This window comes from Streptacidiphilus sp. P02-A3a, assembly GCF_014084105.1.
Taxonomy (GTDB): domain Bacteria; phylum Actinomycetota; class Actinomycetes; order Streptomycetales; family Streptomycetaceae; genus Streptacidiphilus.
Genome location: NZ_CP048289.1, coordinates 5,931,020 through 5,948,841, shown reverse-complemented (window position 1 = coordinate 5,948,841; position 17,822 = coordinate 5,931,020). Strand labels below are relative to the sequence as shown.

Here is a 17,822-nt window from a genome sequence, read left to right as displayed (position 1 = left end):
CTATGCTGACCTGGTGATGAGCGAACCCGCGGCGCCCGAGGGCACGGCCGTCGAGCTGATGCGGGCGATGACCCGGCTGCGGGCGCGGCTGCGCACCGAGTCCGCGATCGACGACCACCCGTGGAGCTGGGCGCACCTGAACACGCTGCACCGGATCATCGAGGACGGTCCGCTGACCGTGAGCGAGCTCGCCCAGGCCGAGCACGTCCGACGCCAGTCGATGGCGGAGACGGTCGCGGCGATGCGCGACGGCGGCCTGATCGCCACCGAGAAGGACCCGGACGACGGCCGCCGGACCCTGCTCAGCGCGACCGGGGCCGCACGGGCCCTGGTCGCGCGCATCTCGCCGGCCCGGGAGGCCTGGCTGGCGGGCGCGATCTCGACGACGCTCGGCCCGGACGAGCGGGTGACGCTCGACCGGGCCGCGGCCATCATGAACCGACTCGCCGACAGCGGAGTCTGATCCGCGTCAGCGGCTCCCGGCCGTGCTCAGCTCGCCGTGCTCAGCTCGCCGTGCTCAGCGCGCCGAGTTCGGCGGTGGTGATGATGTCCGCCTGGTGCGGGAAGACCTTCTCGATCAGCACCCGGTGCACCTCCGGGTCGGGGTCGGCGGTGGCGTCGGCCAGCACGAACAGCCGGTAGTCCTCGTCGGCCGCCTGCCGCAGCGTGGTCAGCACCACGCCGCCGGTGGACAGCCCGGCCAGGACCAGGGTGTCCACGCCGCGCACCCGCAGCTCGGCCCGTAGGTCGGTGTCGCTGGCGAAGGCGCCGATCCGCACCTTGCGCACGGTCAGGTCGTGCTCCTGGATGTCCAGCGAGTCGTGGAACGCCGTCCCGGGGGTGCCCTCGGCGATGTACCCGGCGGCGGCGACCTGGGCGAACGCCTTGTTGCGGGCGGGCACGGCGGCGGCCTCCGCGTCGGTCAGCGCGACGCGCACGAAGACGACCGGCACACCGTGGGCGCGGGCCCAGGCCAGCGCCTCAGCGGCGCGTGCGAGCACCCCCTCGGGGTCGGGAACGGCAGCCAGGACGGCGGGCTGATAGTCCATCAGCAACAGGGCGGTGCTGGTCGGGTCGATGGTGCTGGTCATGGTGCTACTCAACTCTCTCTGATCTTTGATGAGATGACTGTTCGTCAGTTGGTCTGTGATTGACCGGCGTCGGCCAGGTGCCGGTCGAGGACGGTCATCGCCAGGACGACCGCGGCGATCGGCACCAGCACCCACGCGATCCGGTGCAAGCCGCCGTCGTCCACGCGGGTGTGGAAGGCGGTGCCGGTGATCGCGGCCGAGGCGATGGACCCGATGTAGCCGAAGGTGCGCAGCAGCCCGGCGGCGGTAGCGACGGTGGCGGCCGGAGCCTCCTGGTAGAGGACGGTCTGGTTGGCCACCGTCCCTGCGCCCGCGGTCAGCCCGAACACCGCGCTCACCGCGATCACCACGGCCATGGGGGTGCTGCTCCCGATGAACAGCACCGCCACCGCGCCGACCAGCAGCAGCGCGCCGCAGGCGACCAGTGGCAGCCGCACCCCCGTCCGGTTGGCCACCACCCGCGCGGTCACGGCGGTCAGCGCGCCCATCGGCAGCAGCGCCAGTCCGGCCTGGTAGGCGGAGAGCCCCCGGGCGACCTCCAGCCACTGGGTGAGCCCGTAGAGGATCACGTACGTCCCCATCAGGGTCAGCCCGTTGCGCAGGTAGGTGCGGGTCAGCGCCCGGTTCCCGGCGAGCAGCCGGACGTCCAGGAACGGGTTCGAGGCCCGCAGCTCCCAGCCGACCAGGGCCACGGCCAGGACCAGCGCGGCGACCAGCCCGGCCCACTCCAGGTGCGGCAGCTCGTTGAGGAAGACGACCAGCGCGGTCAGCGAGCCGCCGAACAGCGCCATGCCCAGCAGGTCGAGCCGGGCGGCCAGGACGCGCGCCGAGCCGACGCGCACCGGCTCGGTGTCCGGGGCGATCCCGGCCAGTGCCAGCGCCAGGGCCAGCACCGCGACCGGGATGTTGATCCAGAACGCGGTCTGCCAGCCGAACCAGCCGACCAGCAGTCCGCCGATGGCCGGGCCGACGGCCACGGTCGCGGCCCCGGTGATCGCCAGCCCGCCGAGCACCTGGCGCGGTGGGGCGTCCTGCCCCGCGCGCTCGGCGCGGCGGCGTATCAGCAGCATGGCCGACGGGTACCCGGCCGAGGTGCCCGCGCCGATCAGCACCCGCGCCACGATCAGCGCCGCCAGCGAGTGCGCCAGCGAGCCGACCACCCCGGCCGCGAGTACCAGCAGGATTCCGGTGACGAAGACCCTCCGGGGCCCGAACACCTCGGACAGCCGCCCGGCGGCGGGCTGGGCCAGCGCGCTGGTGAGGTAGAGGCTGGAGATCAGGATCGCGGTGTCCCCGACGGCGATGTGCAGGGCCGCGGCGATCGACACCAGCGCCGTCGCGATGATCGAGCTGTTGACCGGGTTGAGCGCGGCCCCCAGGTAGAGCGGCGCCACGAAGCGCGGCCCGAAGGGTTCGTCTGCGGGGCCGCCGGTACCGGCGGGCCGTCGCGGAAGACTGGTCTGGTCAGCGAGTGCCACGGCACGGCTCCTTCCTCCGGGGCCTCACCGACTGAGCAGACCTGCGGCGGAGGTCCCGGCGGAGATAGGCAGGCTGCCTGCTTAATATTAGCAGGTTTCCTGCCTATCTCGTTCCGCGTCCGTGCCCAGCGGCGGAAGCCGGAGTCAGGCGCGGTCGGGCAGTCCCCGGCTGGGTTGGTGGCGCAGATCGGCACCGGCGGCCACGAGGAACTTGCGGGTGCTCTCGCGGCAGTAGTGGATCAGGTGGGCCAGGCTGGAGACCGAGGCCCCGTTCTCGTACCTGCGGCGCAGTTCGGTGAGGTTGACCGGGTAGGTGGTCCGAATCGGGCGGTACGCGGGCCGGATGGTGACCCCGGCCAGCCGCAGCACCTTGGCCAGGTACTGGGTACTGCGGCCGATCTCGCCGGAGAGCACCAGCAGGCTGGCCCCGGCCTGGTACTTGGGCGCCAGTCGGACGCCGAGCGCGATCTCGTCCTCACGCGACAGCAGCCCGCGCAGCGTGAAGATCTCGGTTGTCGCCTCCGCGAACAGGCTCCGGATGCGCGGTAGGTCGTCCTCGTCGCAGGCGCGGCGCACCGCCGCCGCGTACCGGGCACGCGGGTTCTCTGTCAACTCCACTTTCCTGGCACTCTCTGTGTAGAAACGAAGCATGTTCAACTACTTCTCCCGCCACTTCGGATCTGCGGTGCGGCGCAGCGTCGGCGCGGCCGAGTCGTGGCACGGGCAATTGCAGAGGTATTCCTCGGGGCTGGAGTTCGGACCGGCCCGGTAGCCGAAGCGTCCGGAGCAGAGCGAATGCAGCTCCGGGTGGCTGTCGTCAAGGCAGCAACCGGATCGCCGGGTGCGCCGGGAGCCGTTGCCCGCCGCCGTCACCAGGGCCGCCCGTGACTGCTGTTCGCATTCAACTCCCTTACCCGGGAGCTGAGTTCGTCGCTCCTGTCGGCGGGCTCCAGATCCTCCGGGCAGGCGGTCCACTCGATGCCACCACCGGGCGGCCGCAGGTAGACCTGCCCGGCGTACCTCCCCATCACGACCCCGACCCGACCCTTCGCGCGGTCCCGGGCAAAGGACCCGAGTCTCGGGTTCCACCCGGCGGCCGTCGATTCCCGTCTGTCACTCATTCCGCCTCGCTGATTGCATGGTTCGCAACCGTTCCGTCTGAAAGTGACGCACGGTCGGCCCGGATGCTGGTATGGCTCTTCAGTTCAACTGTACGAATCTGGGAACGGTTGATGCCTACTGTTTTCCTGTGCTTTCTTGGTCCTTGGAAAACCTCGTCGTAGCGGTACCCCGACGGGGGCCCACTGTGGTGTGATGCCCCATCAGTCTCGGGCCGTCGCACCACACCGGCCAAGCCCTGGCGTATGGGTACAGCCACAAGCAATAAAACGTCCCACGGGAGGGCACATGCCACGTCGGAAGGCAGAGAAGGACGAACCGGTGAGCAACGCCGCAGCGGTGTGGGGGCGGGAGCTGCTGCGTTGGCGCGGTGCGAGGGGGATGACGCAGACGCAACTCGCGGCGGCCGTGCCGTGCAACCAGTCGGTGATCAGCGAGTTGGAGCGCGGCCTGACGTTCCCGACGGACCGGATCGCGATTCGCCTCGACGCGGTCCTGGCCACCGGCGGCATCCTGGAACGAAACCTGGAGTACGTCACCCGGGAGGTGAACAACTTCTACCCCAACTGGTTCCAGCGCTATGTCGAGTTGGAGGCGAAAGCGCTCACGTTGCAGGCGTGGCACGCCTTTGAGGTGCCCGGCATGCTCCAGACCGAAGAGTACGCGCGTGGACAGTTCACCCTCTGGGGGCACCCACCGAAGCGCGTGGAGGAAATGACGGCGGCTCGGTTGTCCCGCCAGAGAATCATGTTCGGTGAGGGTGCGCTGCGATTTTCCGTACTACTGGACGAATCTGTCCTCCGTCGTCAAGTAGGTGGGGCCCGGGTTATGGTCAACCAGCTTCGCCATATGCTGGAGATGTCGCGGCGTCCGAACGTCATCGTGCAGGTCGTCCCTCTCGGCAGACCGCTGCTGACCACGTTGAATGCCACGGTCATCCTGCTGGGCATGCCGGATGGCCGGAGCTGGTTCTACACCGAGTCGTTGGCGCAGGGGCAGATCACGAATGATCGAACGCAGGTGGCTGGCTTTGCCGCGCGTTACGATCGGGTTCGGGCCTCGGCACTGCCTGTGCAGGAGTCCCGTGATGTGATCCGCCGCGCTATTGGAGAGGTGGTCAATGTGAACCCGACCTTCGACCTGTCTGAGATCAACATCTTCAAGTCCTCGTATTCGGGCGGTGACGCCGGGTGCGTGGGTACGTCCCGCGACCTGTTGTCCGTTGGCATCGCCCCGGTCGTGGACACCACGCTTGGTGATCGTTCGCCGGTGTTGCCGTTCAGCACGGCCGCGTTCGCGTCGTTCGTGGCCGCTGTCAAGGCCGGTGACCCGGCTTTCGCCTTCGGCGAGCAGTACGTCACGCCGTAATTCCAGCAGGAACGGCGGTGCCCCGGCACAAGCCCGACCGCGTCGAACGCAGGTGGCTGGGTTTGCCGCGCGTTGCGATCGGGTTCGGGCCTCGGCACTGCCGTGCAGGAGTCCCGTGATGTGATCCGCCGCGCTATTGGAGAGGTGGTCAATGTGAACCCGACCTTCGAGCTGTCTGAGATCAACATCTTCAAGTCCTCTTATTCGGGGGGCAATGACGGGTGCGTGGGTACGTCGCGTGACCTGTTGTCCGTTGGGATCGCCCCGGTCGTGGACACCACGCTTGGTGATCGTTCGCCGGTGTTGCCGTTTAGCACGGCCGCGTTCGCGTCGTTCGTGGCCGCTGTCAAGGCCGGTGACCCGGCTTTCGCCTTCGGCGAGCAGTACGTCACGCCGTAGTCCCAGCAGGAACGGCGGTGCCCCGGCACAAGCCTGCGGGGGCGCCGCCGTCGCGTCATTTCCCTTGTGCGGACCTCGTGGCCCAGCCGGGCGCGGGTATCGGGGTCGGGGTTGCCGGGCAGCTGGGGAGGGGGGTGACGGCGGACTTGGCGGACGGTCCCTCGGGGAGGGGGAGCCGGACCTGGAAGCAGTGGGTGTCCCCGAGGCTGCTGGAGACGAAGATGCCCGCGACGCGGTAGTAGGCGACCGCCTTGACGTCGACGGTGAGCTCCGGGCCACGGGTCACCGGCTCCAGGGCCTCGAAGCCCAGGGCGGTGACGGGACTGGGGCCGCTCGGGCTTTCAACAGCGGCGAGAGCCTGTTGGGCGGCGCGTCGGAGGTCGGCGTCGGTGGGCGTGGAACGTTGAGTCGGCCATTCGAGCTGCTGGGCGAAGTCCGCCGCCAGCGTGGCCTGTAACTGGCTCGCTGCCGCGTGGTTGGCGCTGGTCTGCCTCGAATCGGAGATCCCGTCCCAGACGAGGCTCCCTGCCACGTACAGCACCACGGCGCCCACCAGGCATCCGCAACCTTTTATCACATCCCTGACTGACACTGTTCCCCCTTGTCGGCTGCCGTCCTGTGGCTGCGATGATCTCATTTGCCTGCCAAGGGGTCTGATTTTCCGTCAGGATCTCTCGTCTAATCTCATTCCATGGAGAACCTGATCACCCTGGACGAGTTCGGCCGGATGGTCCCCACTGACCGGGAGGCGCTGCTCCGGGCGGTGACAGCGCTGCTCGACGAACCGCTTGAGGAGCCGGCGCCGCTGCGTCGGGCGGGCGTCGGACTCCTGGTGCTGGGCCGCCGGGAGGAGGCGATCGCCACGCTGGAACGGGCGTTGGCGCTCGCGGACAACAAGCGGGCCGTCGCCGTCCACATCAATCTGGGTGACGCCCACCGCTACGGGGGTGACCTGGAGGCGGCGGAGCCGCACTACCAGCGGGCCCTTCAGCTGTGCCAGGAGCACGCCCCGGACCTGCGCTACTTCTGTCTTCAGCACCTGGGCAAGCAACGGTTGGACCAGGGGCGGACCAGGGAGGCGCGGGCCCTGCTCGAAGACGCCCTGCGCCAGCGGCGCGCCCAGGGGGACCCCGCGCTCATCGCCGCGACCGAGACCGCGCTGCGGCTGGTCGACCGGGCCGAGGCTGCCGCGACGCCGTGACATCCGGGTGGAGCCGTGTGGATCGGGCCCCTGCGGGAATGATCTCCAGTCCACCGGGCCGTTCGTGCCGGTGGTCGGCGGAACGGTGCGGAGCTGGAGGCGGGGCATGCGGGAGCTGGCGGCGGGAGTGAGCGAACCCATCGGTCAGGGGTGGACGCAGGTGGCCGAGTTCGCGGTCGCGCTGCTGCTCTCCGGCGCGATCGGGCTGGAGCGTGAGATCCGGCAGAAGGCGGCCGGGCTGCGCACCTACACCACTGTCGGCGTCGGGGCGGCACTGTTCACGCTGGTGAGCAAGTACGGCTTCACCGACGTCCTGCACGCGGGGACGGTGGAGCTCGACCCCTCCCGGATGGCGGCCCAGATCGTGTCCGGGCTGGGCTTCATCGGCGCCGGGGTGATCTTCGTGCACCGGGGCTCGGTCCAGGGGCTGACCACCGCCGCCACCATCTGGCTGACCGCCGCCGTCGGGTCGGCAGCGGCGGCGGGCCTGCCGCTGCTGGCGCTGCTCGCCACCGCCACCTACTTCGCGGTCTCCTACGTGGTGCGTCCGCTGACCCACCGGCTGCCGTCGCTGCGCGCGGTGCCGGTCACCTACCGGATCACCTACCTCCAGGGCTCCGGCCTGCTGCGGGAACTGCTGAAGCAGTGCACGCGGGACGGCTTCGCGGTCTCCGAGCTGCGCACCATCGCGGTCACCGGCGCCGAGGCGGGTAGCGACACGGGCCTGGCCCCGGACGCCGACCTGGCCCCCGACCCCGGCCCCGACTCCGCGCCCGACGACGCCGATGACGCCGATGACGACGTGGCGACCCGCCGGGGCGCGGAGCGGACCGTCGAGATCGCCCTCACCGTCCAGGGCCGGGGCCATGTGGACACCCTGACCAGCCATCTGGCCGGTACCGACGGCGTACTGGCCTGCCGCCGCAGCAGCTTCAACGACGAGTAGCGGAGCTACGATCGCGTGGGCGCCGGACGGTGGCGCGGCGGCGAGGAGGGGTGAGGGTTGACCAAGACGCAGGAAGAGCGGGACGCGGACACGGTGCTGATCGGTCAGATCGTGCTCGGCGCGATCGTGGTCGGGGTGCTGCTGCTGATCGGCGCGGTGCTGGTGCTGCACCGGATCCCGGGCTTCCCCCGGCACTGATCAGCCGGTGCCGGACCGGTCGGCGGGTGTCACCCGCGCTCGTCCAGGTGGTCGGCGTAGTGGTCGATCGCCCGGCGGTAGGCCTGCACCTGGGGGTCGGCGCTGGTGGCGGTGGTGACGTGGAGCAGGGTGCGGACCGCCTCGCGGGCGTCGCCGTGGTTGTACAGGGTCATGGCCAGGAAGGCGCTCAGGGCCGGGTCGTCGGGGAACTCCGCCAGGCCGCGACGGAGGGTGGCCAGGGACGACTCGTACCGGCCGACGTTCCGGAAGGTGCTGCCCAGCCCCAGGAGGCAGCCGTACCGCTCGTCCTTCGACAGGTCGTCCGGATTGCTCAACGCGCGCTCGTAGTAGGGGACGGCTGCTGCCTCCAGGTCGAGCCGGTCGTGCGCCCAGGCGGCCTGGTAGGCGAGCGCGGCCTGCTGCGGGTGCTGGTCGGAGAGCTGGGCCAGCTGCGCGCAGGCCCGCTCGGTCCCGGCCTTGCGCAGGGACACGGCCCGGGCCAGCAGTTTGTCGCGTTGATCGTCCATGCTCGTGCATGCTGCCATATCCGATCATCGGCGGCGGGCGGGCGCGTGGCGAAAACCGTGGCTGGTCGGGCGCGGGCGTGCGAGGCTCGGTGGATGCGCTACATCATCATCGGGGCCGGGGCGATCGGCGGCGGTATCGGCGGGCGGTTGTTCGAGAGCGGGCGGGAGGTGGTGCTGGTCGCGCGCGGTCCGCACCTGGACGCGCTGCGCGACGGGGGACTGGGGTTCAGCACGCCCGAGGGCACCCGGACGCTCGCCGTCCGCGCCGTCGGCGGGCCGGAGGAGCTGGAGCTCACGCCGGACGACGTGCTCGTGGTCGCGGTCAAGTCCCAGCACATGCCGGGAATCCTGGAACAGTGGGCGGGTCGGCCGGTGGCCGGGGGCGGTACCGCCGGGGAACTGCTGCCGCTGCTCTGCGCGCAGAACGGGGTGAACAACGAGCGGCTGGCGCTGCGCTGGTTCCGGCAGGTCTACGGGGTGTGCGTGTGGATGCCCGCCACCCACCTGGAACCTGGCCGGGTCGCGGTCGCGGGCACGCCCGTCTCCGGCATCCTGCACCTGGGCCGCTACCCCACCGGCAGCGACGCCACCGCCCGGGCGATCGCGGCGGACCTGGAGCGAGCCCGGTTCCTGGCGCCGCTGCCGAAGGAGGTGATGCGGTGGAAGTACGGCAAGCTCATCGGCAACCTCGGCAACGCCCTGGACGCGCTCGCCGAGGGGCTGGACCGGGGCCCCGGCGCGGAACTGCTGCTGCGGGTCAGGGCCGAGGGCGAGCGGGTGCTGACCGCTGCGGGCATCGACTACGCGAGCGCGGCGGAGCAGAGCGAGGCGCGAGCCGGGCGGATGGCCAGCGCGCCGATGGAGGGCGTGGAGCTCGGCGGCAGCTCCTCGCGGCAGAGCCTGGCCCGGGGGACCGGCACGATCGAGGCGGACTACCTGAACGGCGAGATCGTGCTGCTCGCCCGGCTGCACGGCGTGCCCGCGCCGCTGAACGAGGCCCTGCGGCGACTGGCCAACCAGTACGCGCGGGAGGGCCGGGCCCCGGGCAGCCTGCCGCAGGCGGAGCTGGAGGCGCTGCTCGCCCGCTGACCGGAGGTGCCCGGGCCCGGCGGGGGAGGGTGGACAGCGGCGCGGCGACGGCCTAACTTAACGAATGTTCGAGTTCTTGTGCCGTCGCCCCCACCGCCAGTCGCCCCCACCGCCAGAAGGAGCTCATCGCCATGCGGGACGCAGTCATCGTCGACGCCGTACGCACCCCGGTCGGCAAGGGCAAGCCCGGCGGCGCCCTGTCCGGTGTCCACCCGGCCGACCTGTCCGCGCACGTGCTCAAGGCCCTCGCCGAGCGCAACGGCCTCGACCCGGCCACCGTCGACGACGTGGTCTGGGGCTGCGTCTCTCAGGTCGGCGAGCAGACCGCCTGCATCGGCCGGTACGCGGTGCTCGCGGCCGGGTGGCCCGAGTCCGTGCCCGGGCTGACCATCGACCGGCAGTGCGGCTCCTCGCAGCAGGCCGTGCACCAGGCCGCCGCCGGGGTCATCTCCGGGCAGTACGACATCGCGGTGGCCGGGGGCGTCGAGTCGATGAGCCGGGTCCCGATGGGCTCCTCCTTCGCGGGCGGCAGCTACGGAGCGCCGTACGGGCCGCTGGTGGCCGAGCGGTACCACCACCACTTCTTCAACCAGGGCACCGGCGCGGAGATGATCGCCGCCGAGTACGGCCTCAGCCGCGCCCAGCTGGACCAGCACGCGCTCGACTCCCACGCCCGGGCCGCCCGGGCCATCGACGAGGGCCGCTTCAAGAGCCAGATCGCCCCGGTGACGGTCACCGACGCCGAGGGCAACAGCCGGATCTTCGACACCGACGAGGGCGTCCGCCGGGGCGGCACGCTGGAGCAACTGGCCCAGCTGAAGACCCCCTTCCAGGCGGACGGGGTGGTCTCGGCGGGGAACGCCTCGCAGGTCTCCGACGGTGCCGCCGCGCTGCTGGTGACCACCAGCGAGATCGCCGCCGCCAACGGCTGGACGCCGATCGCCCGGTTCCACACCGGAACCGTGGTCGGCGCCGACCCGATCACCATGCTCAAGGGCCCGATCCCGGCCACCGAGAAGGTGCTCCGGCGGTCCGGCCTGACCCTGGACCAGTTCGGCGCGTTCGAGGTGAACGAGGCCTTCGCCCCGGTCACCCTGGCCTGGCTGAGCGCCACCGGCGCCGACTACGACCTGCTCAACCCCAACGGCGGCGCACTCGCCCTCGGCCACCCGCTCGGCGCCTCCGGTGCCCGGCTGATGACCACGCTGCTGCACCACATGCGCGACCACGGCATCCGCTACGGGCTGCAGACCATGTGCGAGGGCGGCGGCATGGCCAACGCGACGGTGCTGGAGCTGATCTGAGCGACCGTCTCGAAGCCGGTACGGCCGTTCCCGGCCGGGCCCCCTTCGCCGCCGTCCGGATGGGCCGTCCGGGGGAGTGCCGGGCCTGAACGGCTGCGGTCCGCGTGCGGTGAGCCCCCGGCGCACTCAGGGTGGGGCTGTGGCCGCTCGTGGCGGCTGCCGGAAGGAGTGCGCCGATGAGTGCGGTCGACATGCCCGCAGACGAGGGATCCAGGCCGTCGCCCCGGAACGGGGCGGCGGCTGTGCGTTCGGCGGGCCCGAAGATGACCTGGGTCACCCTGGCGCTGATGACCACCAGTTCGGTGGCCAGTCTGCGGGCCTCGCCGACGATGGCCGTCTACGGGCTGGCCTGCGTGTTCCTCTACCTGCTCCCGGCCCTGGTGTTCCTGCTGCCGACCGCGCTGGTCTCGGCGGAGCTGGCGTCCGGCTGGGACGGCGGGGTCTACAACTGGGTCTCGCAGGGACTGTCCAAGCCGCTCGGCTTCCTCGCGGTGTGGTGCCAGTTCGCGATGACGATCTTCTACTACCCGAGCCTGCTGGCGTACGTGGCCAGCACCATCGCGTACGTGGTGAACCCGAAGCTGGCCAGCAACGGCGTCTACACCGCGATCGTGATCATGGTCCTCTACTGGTCGGGCGTGTGGGTCTCCTCGCGCGGCACCAACGCCGTGGCCGGGCTCGCCTCGATGGGCCTGATCATCGGGACGCTGATCCCGGGCCTGCTGCTGGTGGTGCTCGGCTTCGTCTTCCTCGGCCAGGGCAACGGCTCGGCCGCGCCGATGAACGTGCACCACCTGTTCCCGGCCTGGACCGGGCTGGCCAGCCTGGTGCTGATCGTCAACAACTTCCTGTCCTACTCGGGCATGGAGATGAACGCGGTGCACGTCTCCTCGCTGCGGAACCCGAGCAAGGAGTTCCCCCGGTCGATGTTCCTGGCGATGGGCCTGGTGCTGCTGATCTTCATCCTGCCCGCGCTGGCGATCAGCTGGGTCGTCCCGTCCGACCAGCTCAGCCTGACCGCCGGGGTGATGCAGGCCTTCGACGCGTTCTTCCAGTACTTCCACATCAGCTGGCTGACGCCGGTGATCGCGGTCGGACTGGTCGCCGCCTCGCTCGGCGGGATGCTCACCTGGCTGGCCGGTCCGTCCAGGGGACTGCTGCTGATCTCCCGCCAGGAGGGCTACCTGCCGCCGTTCCTGCAACGGCTCAACAGCCACGGCGTCCAGCAGAACATCCTGGTCACCCAGGGTGTGGTGACCACCCTGATCGCGCTGCTGTACGCGCTGATCCCGGACGTCTCCAGCGCCTACTGGATCTTCTCGGTGATCACCACCCAGGTCTACCTGATCGTCTACCTGCTGATGTTCGCTGCCGCGATCCGGCTGCGGCGCACCCAGCCGGACCACCCGCGCGGCTACCGGGCCCCGGCGCTGGAGGTGCTCTGCGTGGTCGGGCTGGTGGCCTCGGCCGCCGCCATGGTGATCGGGTTCGTGCCCTCCTCGCAGTTCGGCGGCAGCAGCGTCTGGTCCTACATCGGCATCGTCGGCGGCGGGCTGCTGCTGCTCGGGGTGGTCATCCCGTTCGCGCTGCTCACGGCCAGCAAGCCGAGCTGGCGGCAGACCGACCCGGACGGCGCGCCGGAGGCGGGGTCATGAGCCCGACCCGGATGGCCTCGCAGCACCGCTGGATCTACCTCGGCGCGATCGTGCTGCTGGTCGCGTTCCTGGTGGTGGGGCTGCTCACGTTCCACCAGGTGCACCGCACCAACGCCGCCAACCACAAGGCCGCAGAGTTGAACACCGCGCTCACCGCCGCCGGTTACCCCGCCATCGACCAGGCGCAGATCGCCCGGACGCTGGGCACGGACGGCGGCGAGGCCTGCACCAACCCGGACGGGGCGCTGAAGAAGGCGCTGTGGCTGGTCGACCTCTCCAACGGCGCCGGCGGCCCCGGGCAGCGCCCGGTCATCGCCGACGACCGGACCCTCCAGGCCGGGGTGATCGTGATCAGCGTCTACTGCCCGAGCCAGCTCCAGCACTACCAGGACCGGGTGAACGACCTGAAGACCGGCGACACCGTCAACGGCTCGTAGCCGTGGCGCTGCCGTGGCGCGGACCTCGGCAGCCGCCCGAAAGGGCGGCTCCGGGATGTGATCTGCGTCTCCGCGACACGCCGTGTGCGGTCGATCCCCGGGACCGGTGTCCCGGGGACCGACCGGAAAGTGTCAGGATGTCTCCATGACAACCAAGGTCTACTTCGACATCACGATCGACGACGTCCCCGCCGGGCGCATCAACTTCAACCTGTTCGACGAGGTGGTCCCCAAGACCGCCGAGAACTTCCGCGCGCTGGCCACCGGCGAGCATGGCTTCGGCTACGCCGGCTCCAGCTTCCACCGGGTCATCCCCGAGTTCATGCTCCAGGGCGGTGACTTCACCCGGGGCAACGGCACCGGCGGCAAGTCCATCTACGGCGAGAAGTTCCCCGACGAGAACTTCCAGCTCAAGCACGACCGTCCGGGCCTGCTCTCGATGGCCAACGCCGGTCCGAACACCAACGGCTCGCAGTTCTTCGTCACCACCGTGGTCACCTCCTGGCTGGACGGCAAGCACGTGGTCTTCGGCGAGGTCGCCGACGAGGAGAGCCTGGCCCTGGTCAAGAAGATCGAGTCGCTCGGCTCGCGCAGCGGCAGCGTCAAGTCCAAGGTCACCATCGCCGAGTCCGGCGCGCTCTGACGCCAGCTCGCGCTCACGCCGACGCGCACCGACCGGCGGGCCCTGACCAAGGGGCCCGCCGGTTTCGCGGGTACTGCCTGACGGGGCGTCAGTCCCCGGTCGGGAGCGTGCCGAGCAGGTCCAGGATCTGCTGGCCGTAGGTGGCGAGCTTGTTCTCGCCGACACCGTTGACCACACTCAACTCCGCGAGCGTGGTGGGGGAGTTGGCGGCGATCTCGCGCAAGGTCGCGTCGTGGAACACCACGTAGGCGGGCACCCCCTGCTCCTTCGCGGTGGCGGCCCGCCAGGCGCGCAACTCCTCGAAGACCGGCAGCAGTTCGGCGGGCAGGTCGACCGGCGCGGCCTTGCGTCCGCCGCCACCACCGGACTTGGCGGCCTTCGCGGCCCGGGCGGGCTTCTCCGGCTCGCGGCGCAGCGAGACCGGGCGGCGTCCGCCGAGCACCTCGCCGCTCTCCTCGGTGAGCGCCATGGTGCCGTACTCGCCCTCCACCGCGATCAGTCCCTGGGCGAGCAACTGCCGTGCCACCGACCGCCATTCCGCCTCGGTCAGGTCCGCGCCGACGCCGAAGACGCTGAGCGCGTCATGGTCGAACTGGATCACCTTCGCGGTCTTGCGGCCGAGCAGGATGTCGGTGATCTGCGCCGCACCGAACCGCTGTCCGCGCTCGCGCTGCAGGCGGACGATGGTCGACAGGAACTTCTGCGCCGCCACCGTGCCGTCCCAGGACTCCGGCGGGGTCAGGCAGGTGTCGCAGTTGCCGCAGGGATCGCTCTTCTGCCCGAAGTACGCCAGCAGTTGCACCCGGCGGCACTCCACCGTCTCGCACAGCGCGAGCATCGCGTCCACGTGCGCCGACAGCCGCCGCCGGTGCGCCTGGTCGCCCTCCGAGGTCTCGATCATCTTCCGCTGCTGGACCACGTCCTGCAGCCCGTACGCCAGCCAGGCCGTGGACGGCAGCCCGTCGCGCCCGGCCCGGCCGGTCTCCTGGTAGTAGCCCTCGACCGACTTGGGCAGGTCCAGGTGCGCGACGAAGCGGACGTCCGGCTTGTCGATGCCCATGCCGAAGGCGATGGTGGCGACCATCACCAGGCCGTCCTCGCGCAGGAACCGGGACTGGTTCTCGGCCCGGACCCGCTGGTCCAGACCGGCGTGGTACGGCAGCGCGTCGACGCCGCGCTCCACCAGGTAGGCGGCGGTCTTCTCGACCGACGCCCGGGACAGGCAGTAGACGATCCCGGCCTCGCCCCGGTGCTCGGTGTTCAGCAGGTTCAGCAGCTGCTTGCGGGGCTCGTCCTTCGGCACGATCCGGTACTGGATGTTCGGCCGGTCGAAGCTGGCGACGAAGTGCCTGGCGTCGCCGAGGTTCAGCCGGGTGGTGATCTCGGTGTGGGTGGCCTCGGTGGCGGTGGCGGTCAGCGCGATCCGGGGGACCTGCGGCCAGCGCTCGTGCAGCGAGGACAGGGCCAGGTAGTCCGGCCGGAAGTCGTGGCCCCACTGGGCCACGCAGTGCGCCTCGTCGATCGCGAACAGTGAGATCCGGCCGCGCTCCAGCAGCCGCACCGTCGCGTCCACCCGCAGCCGTTCCGGCGCGAGGTAGAGCAGGTCCAGCTCACCGGCGACGAACTCGGCCTCCACCAGCCGCCGTTCGTCCAGGCTCTGGGAGGAGTTGAGGAACCCGGCGCGCACGCCGAGCGCCCGCAGCGCGTCCACCTGGTCCTGCATCAGCGCGATCAGCGGGGAGATCACCACCCCGGTCCCGGGCCGCACAAGCGCCGGGATCTGGTAGCACAGCGACTTGCCGCCGCCGGTCGGCATCAGCACCAGCGCGTCGCCGCCGCCGATCACCTGCTCGATGACCTCCTGCTGGCTGCCGCGAAAGGCGTCGTAGCCGAAGACCCGGCGCAGCACCTCCAGGGCCGGTCCCCCCTCGGCGGCTGGTGCGGTGTCGGGCAAGTCCGGAGCGCTCATCCGCCGATTGTACGAGCCCCAACGACCCGCCCGGGCCGGATCAGCTGCGCCGCCGGGCCCGGCCCGGGTAAACTGCGGGACGGTAGGAACCATGGGGCGCTGCCGTCCGCCGGGAGCGGCCATGGTCATGGTGTGACTAGGGATGCCGGGCAATGGGCTCGGAACTGTTGGGGGTTGCTGTGGTTGCTGGTCGTGTGGTGCGTTTCGACGGGGTTCGCGGGTACGGGTTCATCGCTCCCGACCACGGCGGGGAGGACGTCTTCCTGCACGTGAACGATCTGCTGATCCCCGAGGCGTCGGTGCGTTCGGGCCTCGCGGTGGAGTTCGACATCGAGGAGGGCGGGCGCGGGCTGAAGGCCTCCAACGTCACGCTCGCGCCGGGCGCGGAGCCCGGTCCGTTCGCGGTCGCCGCCGCGCCGCGGTCGGCCCCGGTGGACGGCGAGGAGCCGATGTGCGACCTGCTCTCGGTGGAGGAGGCGAATCGCGAGCTGACCGAGCTGCTGCTCCGGTCGGCGCCGTCGCTGACCGGCGAGCAGATCCTGCGGGTGCGCGGGGACCTGCTGAAGTTCGCGAAGAGCCACGGCTGGACCGAGGGTTGAGCCCTCGCGTGCGCCGGGCTCACTCCGCCAGGTGAACACCTGAGGTCGCGCGGACGGACGTCCGGCTGTGGTCCGTGTGCGCCCCGAGCGGCCCGGATAGGCTGATCGCACAGGTCGCAGGGCGTGCGGGTGGAGGAGTGTCAGGTGTCACAGGCAGTGGGTCAACCCGGTTCCAGGGGCGACGGCCACGGGGCGGACAGCCCCGGGGCCGAGCCCGGCGGGGTGCGCTGGCTGGTCCTGGTGTACAAGGTCCCGGCCGAGCCGACCCGGCTGCGGGCCGGGGTCTGGCGCAAGATCAAGGGCCTGGGCGCGATCTATCTGCAGAACTCGGTGGCGGCGCTGCCGCAGGGCCCGAGCGCGGAGCGCTCGCTGCGGGTGCTGCGCAACGAGATCGTGGAGATGGGCGGCAGCGCCCTGCTGCTGGGCTCCGAGGTGCTCGCCGGTAGCGCCGAGGTCGAGCAGTCGTTCAACGCGGCGCGCAATGACGAGTACGAGGAGATCGTCGACCGCTGCCAGGACTTCCTCGGTCAGATCGACAAGGAGTACCGGGCCGAGCACTTCACCTACGCCGAGTTGGAGGAGAACGACGAGGACCTGGTGAAGCTGCGCAACTGGTTCGCCAAGGTGGAGAACCGGGACGTGCTGTCGGCCCCGGGCAAGGCCGAGGCCACCGCGGCGCTGGCCAAGTGCGAACAGGTGCTCGACGAATACGCGGCCCGGGTCTACGCGGAGGAGGGGGAGGGCCGCTGATCCGGCCTCCCCCGCCCCGCAGGGGATCACCCCCTCAGCGGGTCACCCTCGGCGGGCGTTGCGCACGACCCGGCGCAGCGACAGCGCCAGCATCGCCACCACTGCCACCGGCGGCAGCCACCAGGCGTTGACCCCGGCCTTGACCAGGCCGAAGGCCGCCGCCAGCGAGACCACGACGCCGAGCGCGACGCGCCAGTCGTCGCCGACGACGAAGTCGTACCAGAAGGTGCCGAAGCTCCGGAGCGCGTTCAGCAGTGCGGTCATGTCAGGCTTCCTTCCACCGGGACGCCGGCACCGGCGGCCACGGGGCTGTTCGGGGTGTTGCCACGGCGCAGGACCGCGGTGAATCCGGCGGCGACCAGCGCCACCACCGGCACCAGCACCAGCAGCGAGGTGTCCGAGCCCGGCCAGTGCGCGCCCGCGCCCTCGGTCGACCAGAACACGCCGAAGCTGGTGAGCATGGTGCCCACGGCGAACTTCATGGTGTTCTCCGGGACCTTCGCCAGCGGCGTGCGGACGGCGATGCCGACCACGGTCACCAGCACCACCGCGACCGCCGCGCCGAGCACCGCGACCGGCACGTTGCGCTGGTTGTTGCCGAAGGTCACCACGATGAACGCGACTTCGAGGCCTTCGAGGAACGTGCCCTTGAAGGACAGGGTGAAGGCGTACCAGTCGCGGACGGCGCCGCGACCGCCGGTCTCGGCCGCGCGGGCGGCCTCCACCTCCTCCGCGTAGGCCGCCGCCTCGTCGTGCAGCGCCTTGTAGCCGGAGCCGCGCATGATGGCCTTGCGCAGCCACTGGAGTCCGAAGACCAGCAGCAGCGCGCCGACGACCAGGCGCAGCGGGTTGAGCGGGATCTGCCCGACGGCCGGGCCGAGCACGGCGACGGTGGCGGCCAGCGCGACCAGCGCCGCGCCGGTGCCCTGGAGCGCCGAGCCCCAGTGCCGGGTGGTACCGGCGGCCAGGATGATGGTGAGGGCCTCGACCGCCTCCACCGAGCAGGCCAGGAAGACGGTGAGGAAGAGCACCCAGGAGGTCATTGGACG

The 17,822-nt window shown here is 70.9% G+C and carries 21 protein-coding genes; 13 read left to right on the top strand and 8 right to left on the bottom strand.

The genetic code is table 11. The features are described from left to right. Positions 1–16: 16 nt before the first annotated feature. Positions 17–463 (top strand): MarR family winged helix-turn-helix transcriptional regulator, encoded by a 447-nt coding sequence (locus GXP74_RS25570; protein ID WP_225448681.1) that lies wholly within the window; start codon positions 17–19, stop codon positions 461–463. A 40-nt stretch (positions 464–503) separates the two neighbouring features. On the opposite strand, the gene GXP74_RS25565 is transcribed toward GXP74_RS25570, so the two are convergent. From GXP74_RS25565 to GXP74_RS25555, 3 genes are all read right to left on the bottom strand, one after another. Continuing rightward, the gene (locus GXP74_RS25565; protein ID WP_182453586.1) at positions 504–1,091 is read right to left on the bottom strand and encodes a cysteine hydrolase family protein; all 588 of its coding nucleotides are present in this window, start codon (positions 1,089–1,091) and stop codon (positions 504–506) included. A 44-nt stretch (positions 1,092–1,135) separates the two neighbouring features. Then, positions 1,136–2,569 carry an MFS transporter gene (locus tag GXP74_RS25560; RefSeq protein WP_182453585.1) on the bottom strand — a complete coding sequence of 478 codons (1,434 nt, stop codon included), beginning with the start codon at positions 2,567–2,569 and terminating at the stop codon, positions 1,136–1,138. Between the two features lie 144 nt (positions 2,570–2,713). Beyond that, positions 2,714–3,181, bottom strand: coding sequence for a hypothetical protein (locus tag GXP74_RS25555; RefSeq protein WP_182453584.1), 468 nt, complete (start codon positions 3,179–3,181; stop codon positions 2,714–2,716). A gap of 828 nt (positions 3,182–4,009) precedes the next feature. Between GXP74_RS25555 and GXP74_RS25550 the strand changes: the two genes are divergently transcribed. Then, complete coding sequence (locus tag GXP74_RS25550; RefSeq protein ID WP_182453583.1) at positions 4,010–5,056, top strand: helix-turn-helix transcriptional regulator; 1,047 nt, start codon at positions 4,010–4,012, stop codon at positions 5,054–5,056. Positions 5,057–5,176: 120 nt separating this feature from the next. Beyond that, complete coding sequence (locus GXP74_RS25545) at positions 5,177–5,455, top strand: DUF397 domain-containing protein (RefSeq protein ID WP_225448175.1); 279 nt, start codon at positions 5,177–5,179, stop codon at positions 5,453–5,455. 55 nt (positions 5,456–5,510) lie between these two features. On the opposite strand, the gene GXP74_RS25540 is transcribed toward GXP74_RS25545, so the two are convergent. Next, on the bottom strand, positions 5,511–6,008 hold the full coding sequence (locus tag GXP74_RS25540; protein ID WP_225448174.1) for a hypothetical protein: 498 nt from the start codon (positions 6,006–6,008) through the stop codon (positions 5,511–5,513). Positions 6,009–6,146: 138 nt separating this feature from the next. On the opposite strand from GXP74_RS25540, the gene GXP74_RS25535 reads away from it, so the two are divergent. The 3 genes from GXP74_RS25535 to GXP74_RS25525 all read left to right on the top strand — a co-directional run bounded on the left by GXP74_RS25535 (position 6,147) and on the right by GXP74_RS25525 (position 7,800). After that, positions 6,147–6,656 carry a tetratricopeptide repeat protein gene (locus GXP74_RS25535; protein WP_182453581.1) on the top strand — a complete coding sequence of 170 codons (510 nt, stop codon included), beginning with the start codon at positions 6,147–6,149 and terminating at the stop codon, positions 6,654–6,656. 106 nt (positions 6,657–6,762) lie between these two features. Further along, entirely contained in the window at positions 6,763–7,602 is an 840-nt protein-coding gene (locus GXP74_RS25530) for an MgtC/SapB family protein (RefSeq protein ID WP_370468461.1), read from the top strand. Positions 7,603–7,659: 57 nt separating this feature from the next. Beyond that, complete coding sequence (locus GXP74_RS25525) at positions 7,660–7,800, top strand: hypothetical protein (protein WP_182453580.1); 141 nt, start codon at positions 7,660–7,662, stop codon at positions 7,798–7,800. Between the two features lie 29 nt (positions 7,801–7,829). Here GXP74_RS25525 and GXP74_RS25520 read toward each other — a convergent pair whose 3' ends face one another. Beyond that, positions 7,830–8,327, bottom strand: coding sequence for a tetratricopeptide repeat protein (locus tag GXP74_RS25520; protein ID WP_182453579.1), 498 nt, complete (start codon positions 8,325–8,327; stop codon positions 7,830–7,832). A 93-nt stretch (positions 8,328–8,420) separates the two neighbouring features. Here GXP74_RS25520 and GXP74_RS25515 point away from each other — a divergent pair, with 93 nt between their 5' ends. The 5 genes from GXP74_RS25515 to GXP74_RS25495 all read left to right on the top strand — a co-directional run bounded on the left by GXP74_RS25515 (position 8,421) and on the right by GXP74_RS25495 (position 13,455). Beyond that, positions 8,421–9,416: a ketopantoate reductase family protein gene (locus GXP74_RS25515; RefSeq protein ID WP_182453578.1), complete on the top strand. Its 996-nt coding sequence runs from the start codon at positions 8,421–8,423 to the stop codon at positions 9,414–9,416. Positions 9,417–9,547: 131 nt separating this feature from the next. Continuing rightward, a complete protein-coding gene (locus GXP74_RS25510) occupies positions 9,548–10,720 on the top strand; it encodes a thiolase family protein (RefSeq protein ID WP_182453577.1) in 1,173 nt (390 codons plus the stop codon). A gap of 176 nt (positions 10,721–10,896) precedes the next feature. Next, positions 10,897–12,375 carry an APC family permease gene (locus GXP74_RS25505; RefSeq protein ID WP_182453576.1) on the top strand — a complete coding sequence of 493 codons (1,479 nt, stop codon included), beginning with the start codon at positions 10,897–10,899 and terminating at the stop codon, positions 12,373–12,375. Further along, positions 12,372–12,812: a hypothetical protein gene (locus tag GXP74_RS25500; RefSeq protein WP_182453575.1), complete on the top strand. Its 441-nt coding sequence runs from the start codon at positions 12,372–12,374 to the stop codon at positions 12,810–12,812. Before GXP74_RS25505 ends, GXP74_RS25500 begins: the two co-directional genes overlap by 4 nt. 145 nt (positions 12,813–12,957) lie before the next feature. Continuing rightward, on the top strand, positions 12,958–13,455 hold the full coding sequence (locus GXP74_RS25495; protein ID WP_182453574.1) for a peptidylprolyl isomerase: 498 nt from the start codon (positions 12,958–12,960) through the stop codon (positions 13,453–13,455). An 88-nt stretch (positions 13,456–13,543) separates the two neighbouring features. On the opposite strand, the gene recQ is transcribed toward GXP74_RS25495, so the two are convergent. Next, positions 13,544–15,424, bottom strand: coding sequence for a DNA helicase RecQ (gene recQ / locus GXP74_RS25490; protein ID WP_182453573.1), 1,881 nt, complete (start codon positions 15,422–15,424; stop codon positions 13,544–13,546). A 179-nt stretch (positions 15,425–15,603) separates the two neighbouring features. Here recQ and GXP74_RS25485 point away from each other — a divergent pair, with 179 nt between their 5' ends. Together GXP74_RS25485 and GXP74_RS25480 are read left to right on the top strand one after the other, a co-directional pair. Then, complete coding sequence (locus GXP74_RS25485; protein WP_182456627.1) at positions 15,604–16,023, top strand: cold-shock protein; 420 nt, start codon at positions 15,604–15,606, stop codon at positions 16,021–16,023. 144 nt (positions 16,024–16,167) lie between these two features. Next, the gene (locus GXP74_RS25480; protein WP_225448173.1) at positions 16,168–16,773 is read left to right on the top strand and encodes a Chromate resistance protein ChrB; all 606 of its coding nucleotides are present in this window, start codon (positions 16,168–16,170) and stop codon (positions 16,771–16,773) included. A gap of 42 nt (positions 16,774–16,815) precedes the next feature. On the opposite strand, the gene GXP74_RS25475 is transcribed toward GXP74_RS25480, so the two are convergent. Together GXP74_RS25475 and GXP74_RS25470 are read right to left on the bottom strand one after the other, a co-directional pair. Next, positions 16,816–17,037, bottom strand: coding sequence for a hypothetical protein (locus tag GXP74_RS25475; RefSeq protein WP_225448172.1), 222 nt, complete (start codon positions 17,035–17,037; stop codon positions 16,816–16,818). Continuing rightward, a complete protein-coding gene (locus GXP74_RS25470; protein ID WP_182453572.1) occupies positions 17,034–17,816 on the bottom strand; it encodes a COG4280 domain-containing protein in 783 nt (260 codons plus the stop codon). The genes GXP74_RS25475 and GXP74_RS25470 overlap by 4 nt, the downstream gene beginning before the upstream one ends. Positions 17,817–17,822: the final 6 nt, after the last annotated feature.

Coding starts and splice junctions, on each gene's coding strand:
- GXP74_RS25505 (WP_182453576.1), top strand. CDS start 10,897: ATGAGTGCGGTCGACATGCCCGCAGACGAGGGATCCAGGCCGTCGCCC.
- GXP74_RS25530 (WP_370468461.1), top strand. CDS start 6,763: ATGCGGGAGCTGGCGGCGGGAGTGAGCGAACCCATCGGTCAGGGGTGG.
- recQ (WP_182453573.1), bottom strand. CDS start 15,424: ATGAGCGCTCCGGACTTGCCCGACACCGCACCAGCCGCCGAGGGGGGA.
- GXP74_RS25500 (WP_182453575.1), top strand. CDS start 12,372: ATGAGCCCGACCCGGATGGCCTCGCAGCACCGCTGGATCTACCTCGGC.
- GXP74_RS25565 (WP_182453586.1), bottom strand. CDS start 1,091: ATGACCAGCACCATCGACCCGACCAGCACCGCCCTGTTGCTGATGGAC.
- GXP74_RS25570 (WP_225448681.1), top strand. CDS start 17: ATGAGCGAACCCGCGGCGCCCGAGGGCACGGCCGTCGAGCTGATGCGG.
- GXP74_RS25510 (WP_182453577.1), top strand. CDS start 9,548: ATGCGGGACGCAGTCATCGTCGACGCCGTACGCACCCCGGTCGGCAAG.
- GXP74_RS25520 (WP_182453579.1), bottom strand. CDS start 8,327: ATGGACGATCAACGCGACAAACTGCTGGCCCGGGCCGTGTCCCTGCGC.
- GXP74_RS25515 (WP_182453578.1), top strand. CDS start 8,421: ATGCGCTACATCATCATCGGGGCCGGGGCGATCGGCGGCGGTATCGGC.
- GXP74_RS25495 (WP_182453574.1), top strand. CDS start 12,958: ATGACAACCAAGGTCTACTTCGACATCACGATCGACGACGTCCCCGCC.
- GXP74_RS25535 (WP_182453581.1), top strand. CDS start 6,147: ATGGAGAACCTGATCACCCTGGACGAGTTCGGCCGGATGGTCCCCACT.
- GXP74_RS25475 (WP_225448172.1), bottom strand. CDS start 17,037: ATGACCGCACTGCTGAACGCGCTCCGGAGCTTCGGCACCTTCTGGTAC.
- GXP74_RS25470 (WP_182453572.1), bottom strand. CDS start 17,816: ATGACCTCCTGGGTGCTCTTCCTCACCGTCTTCCTGGCCTGCTCGGTG.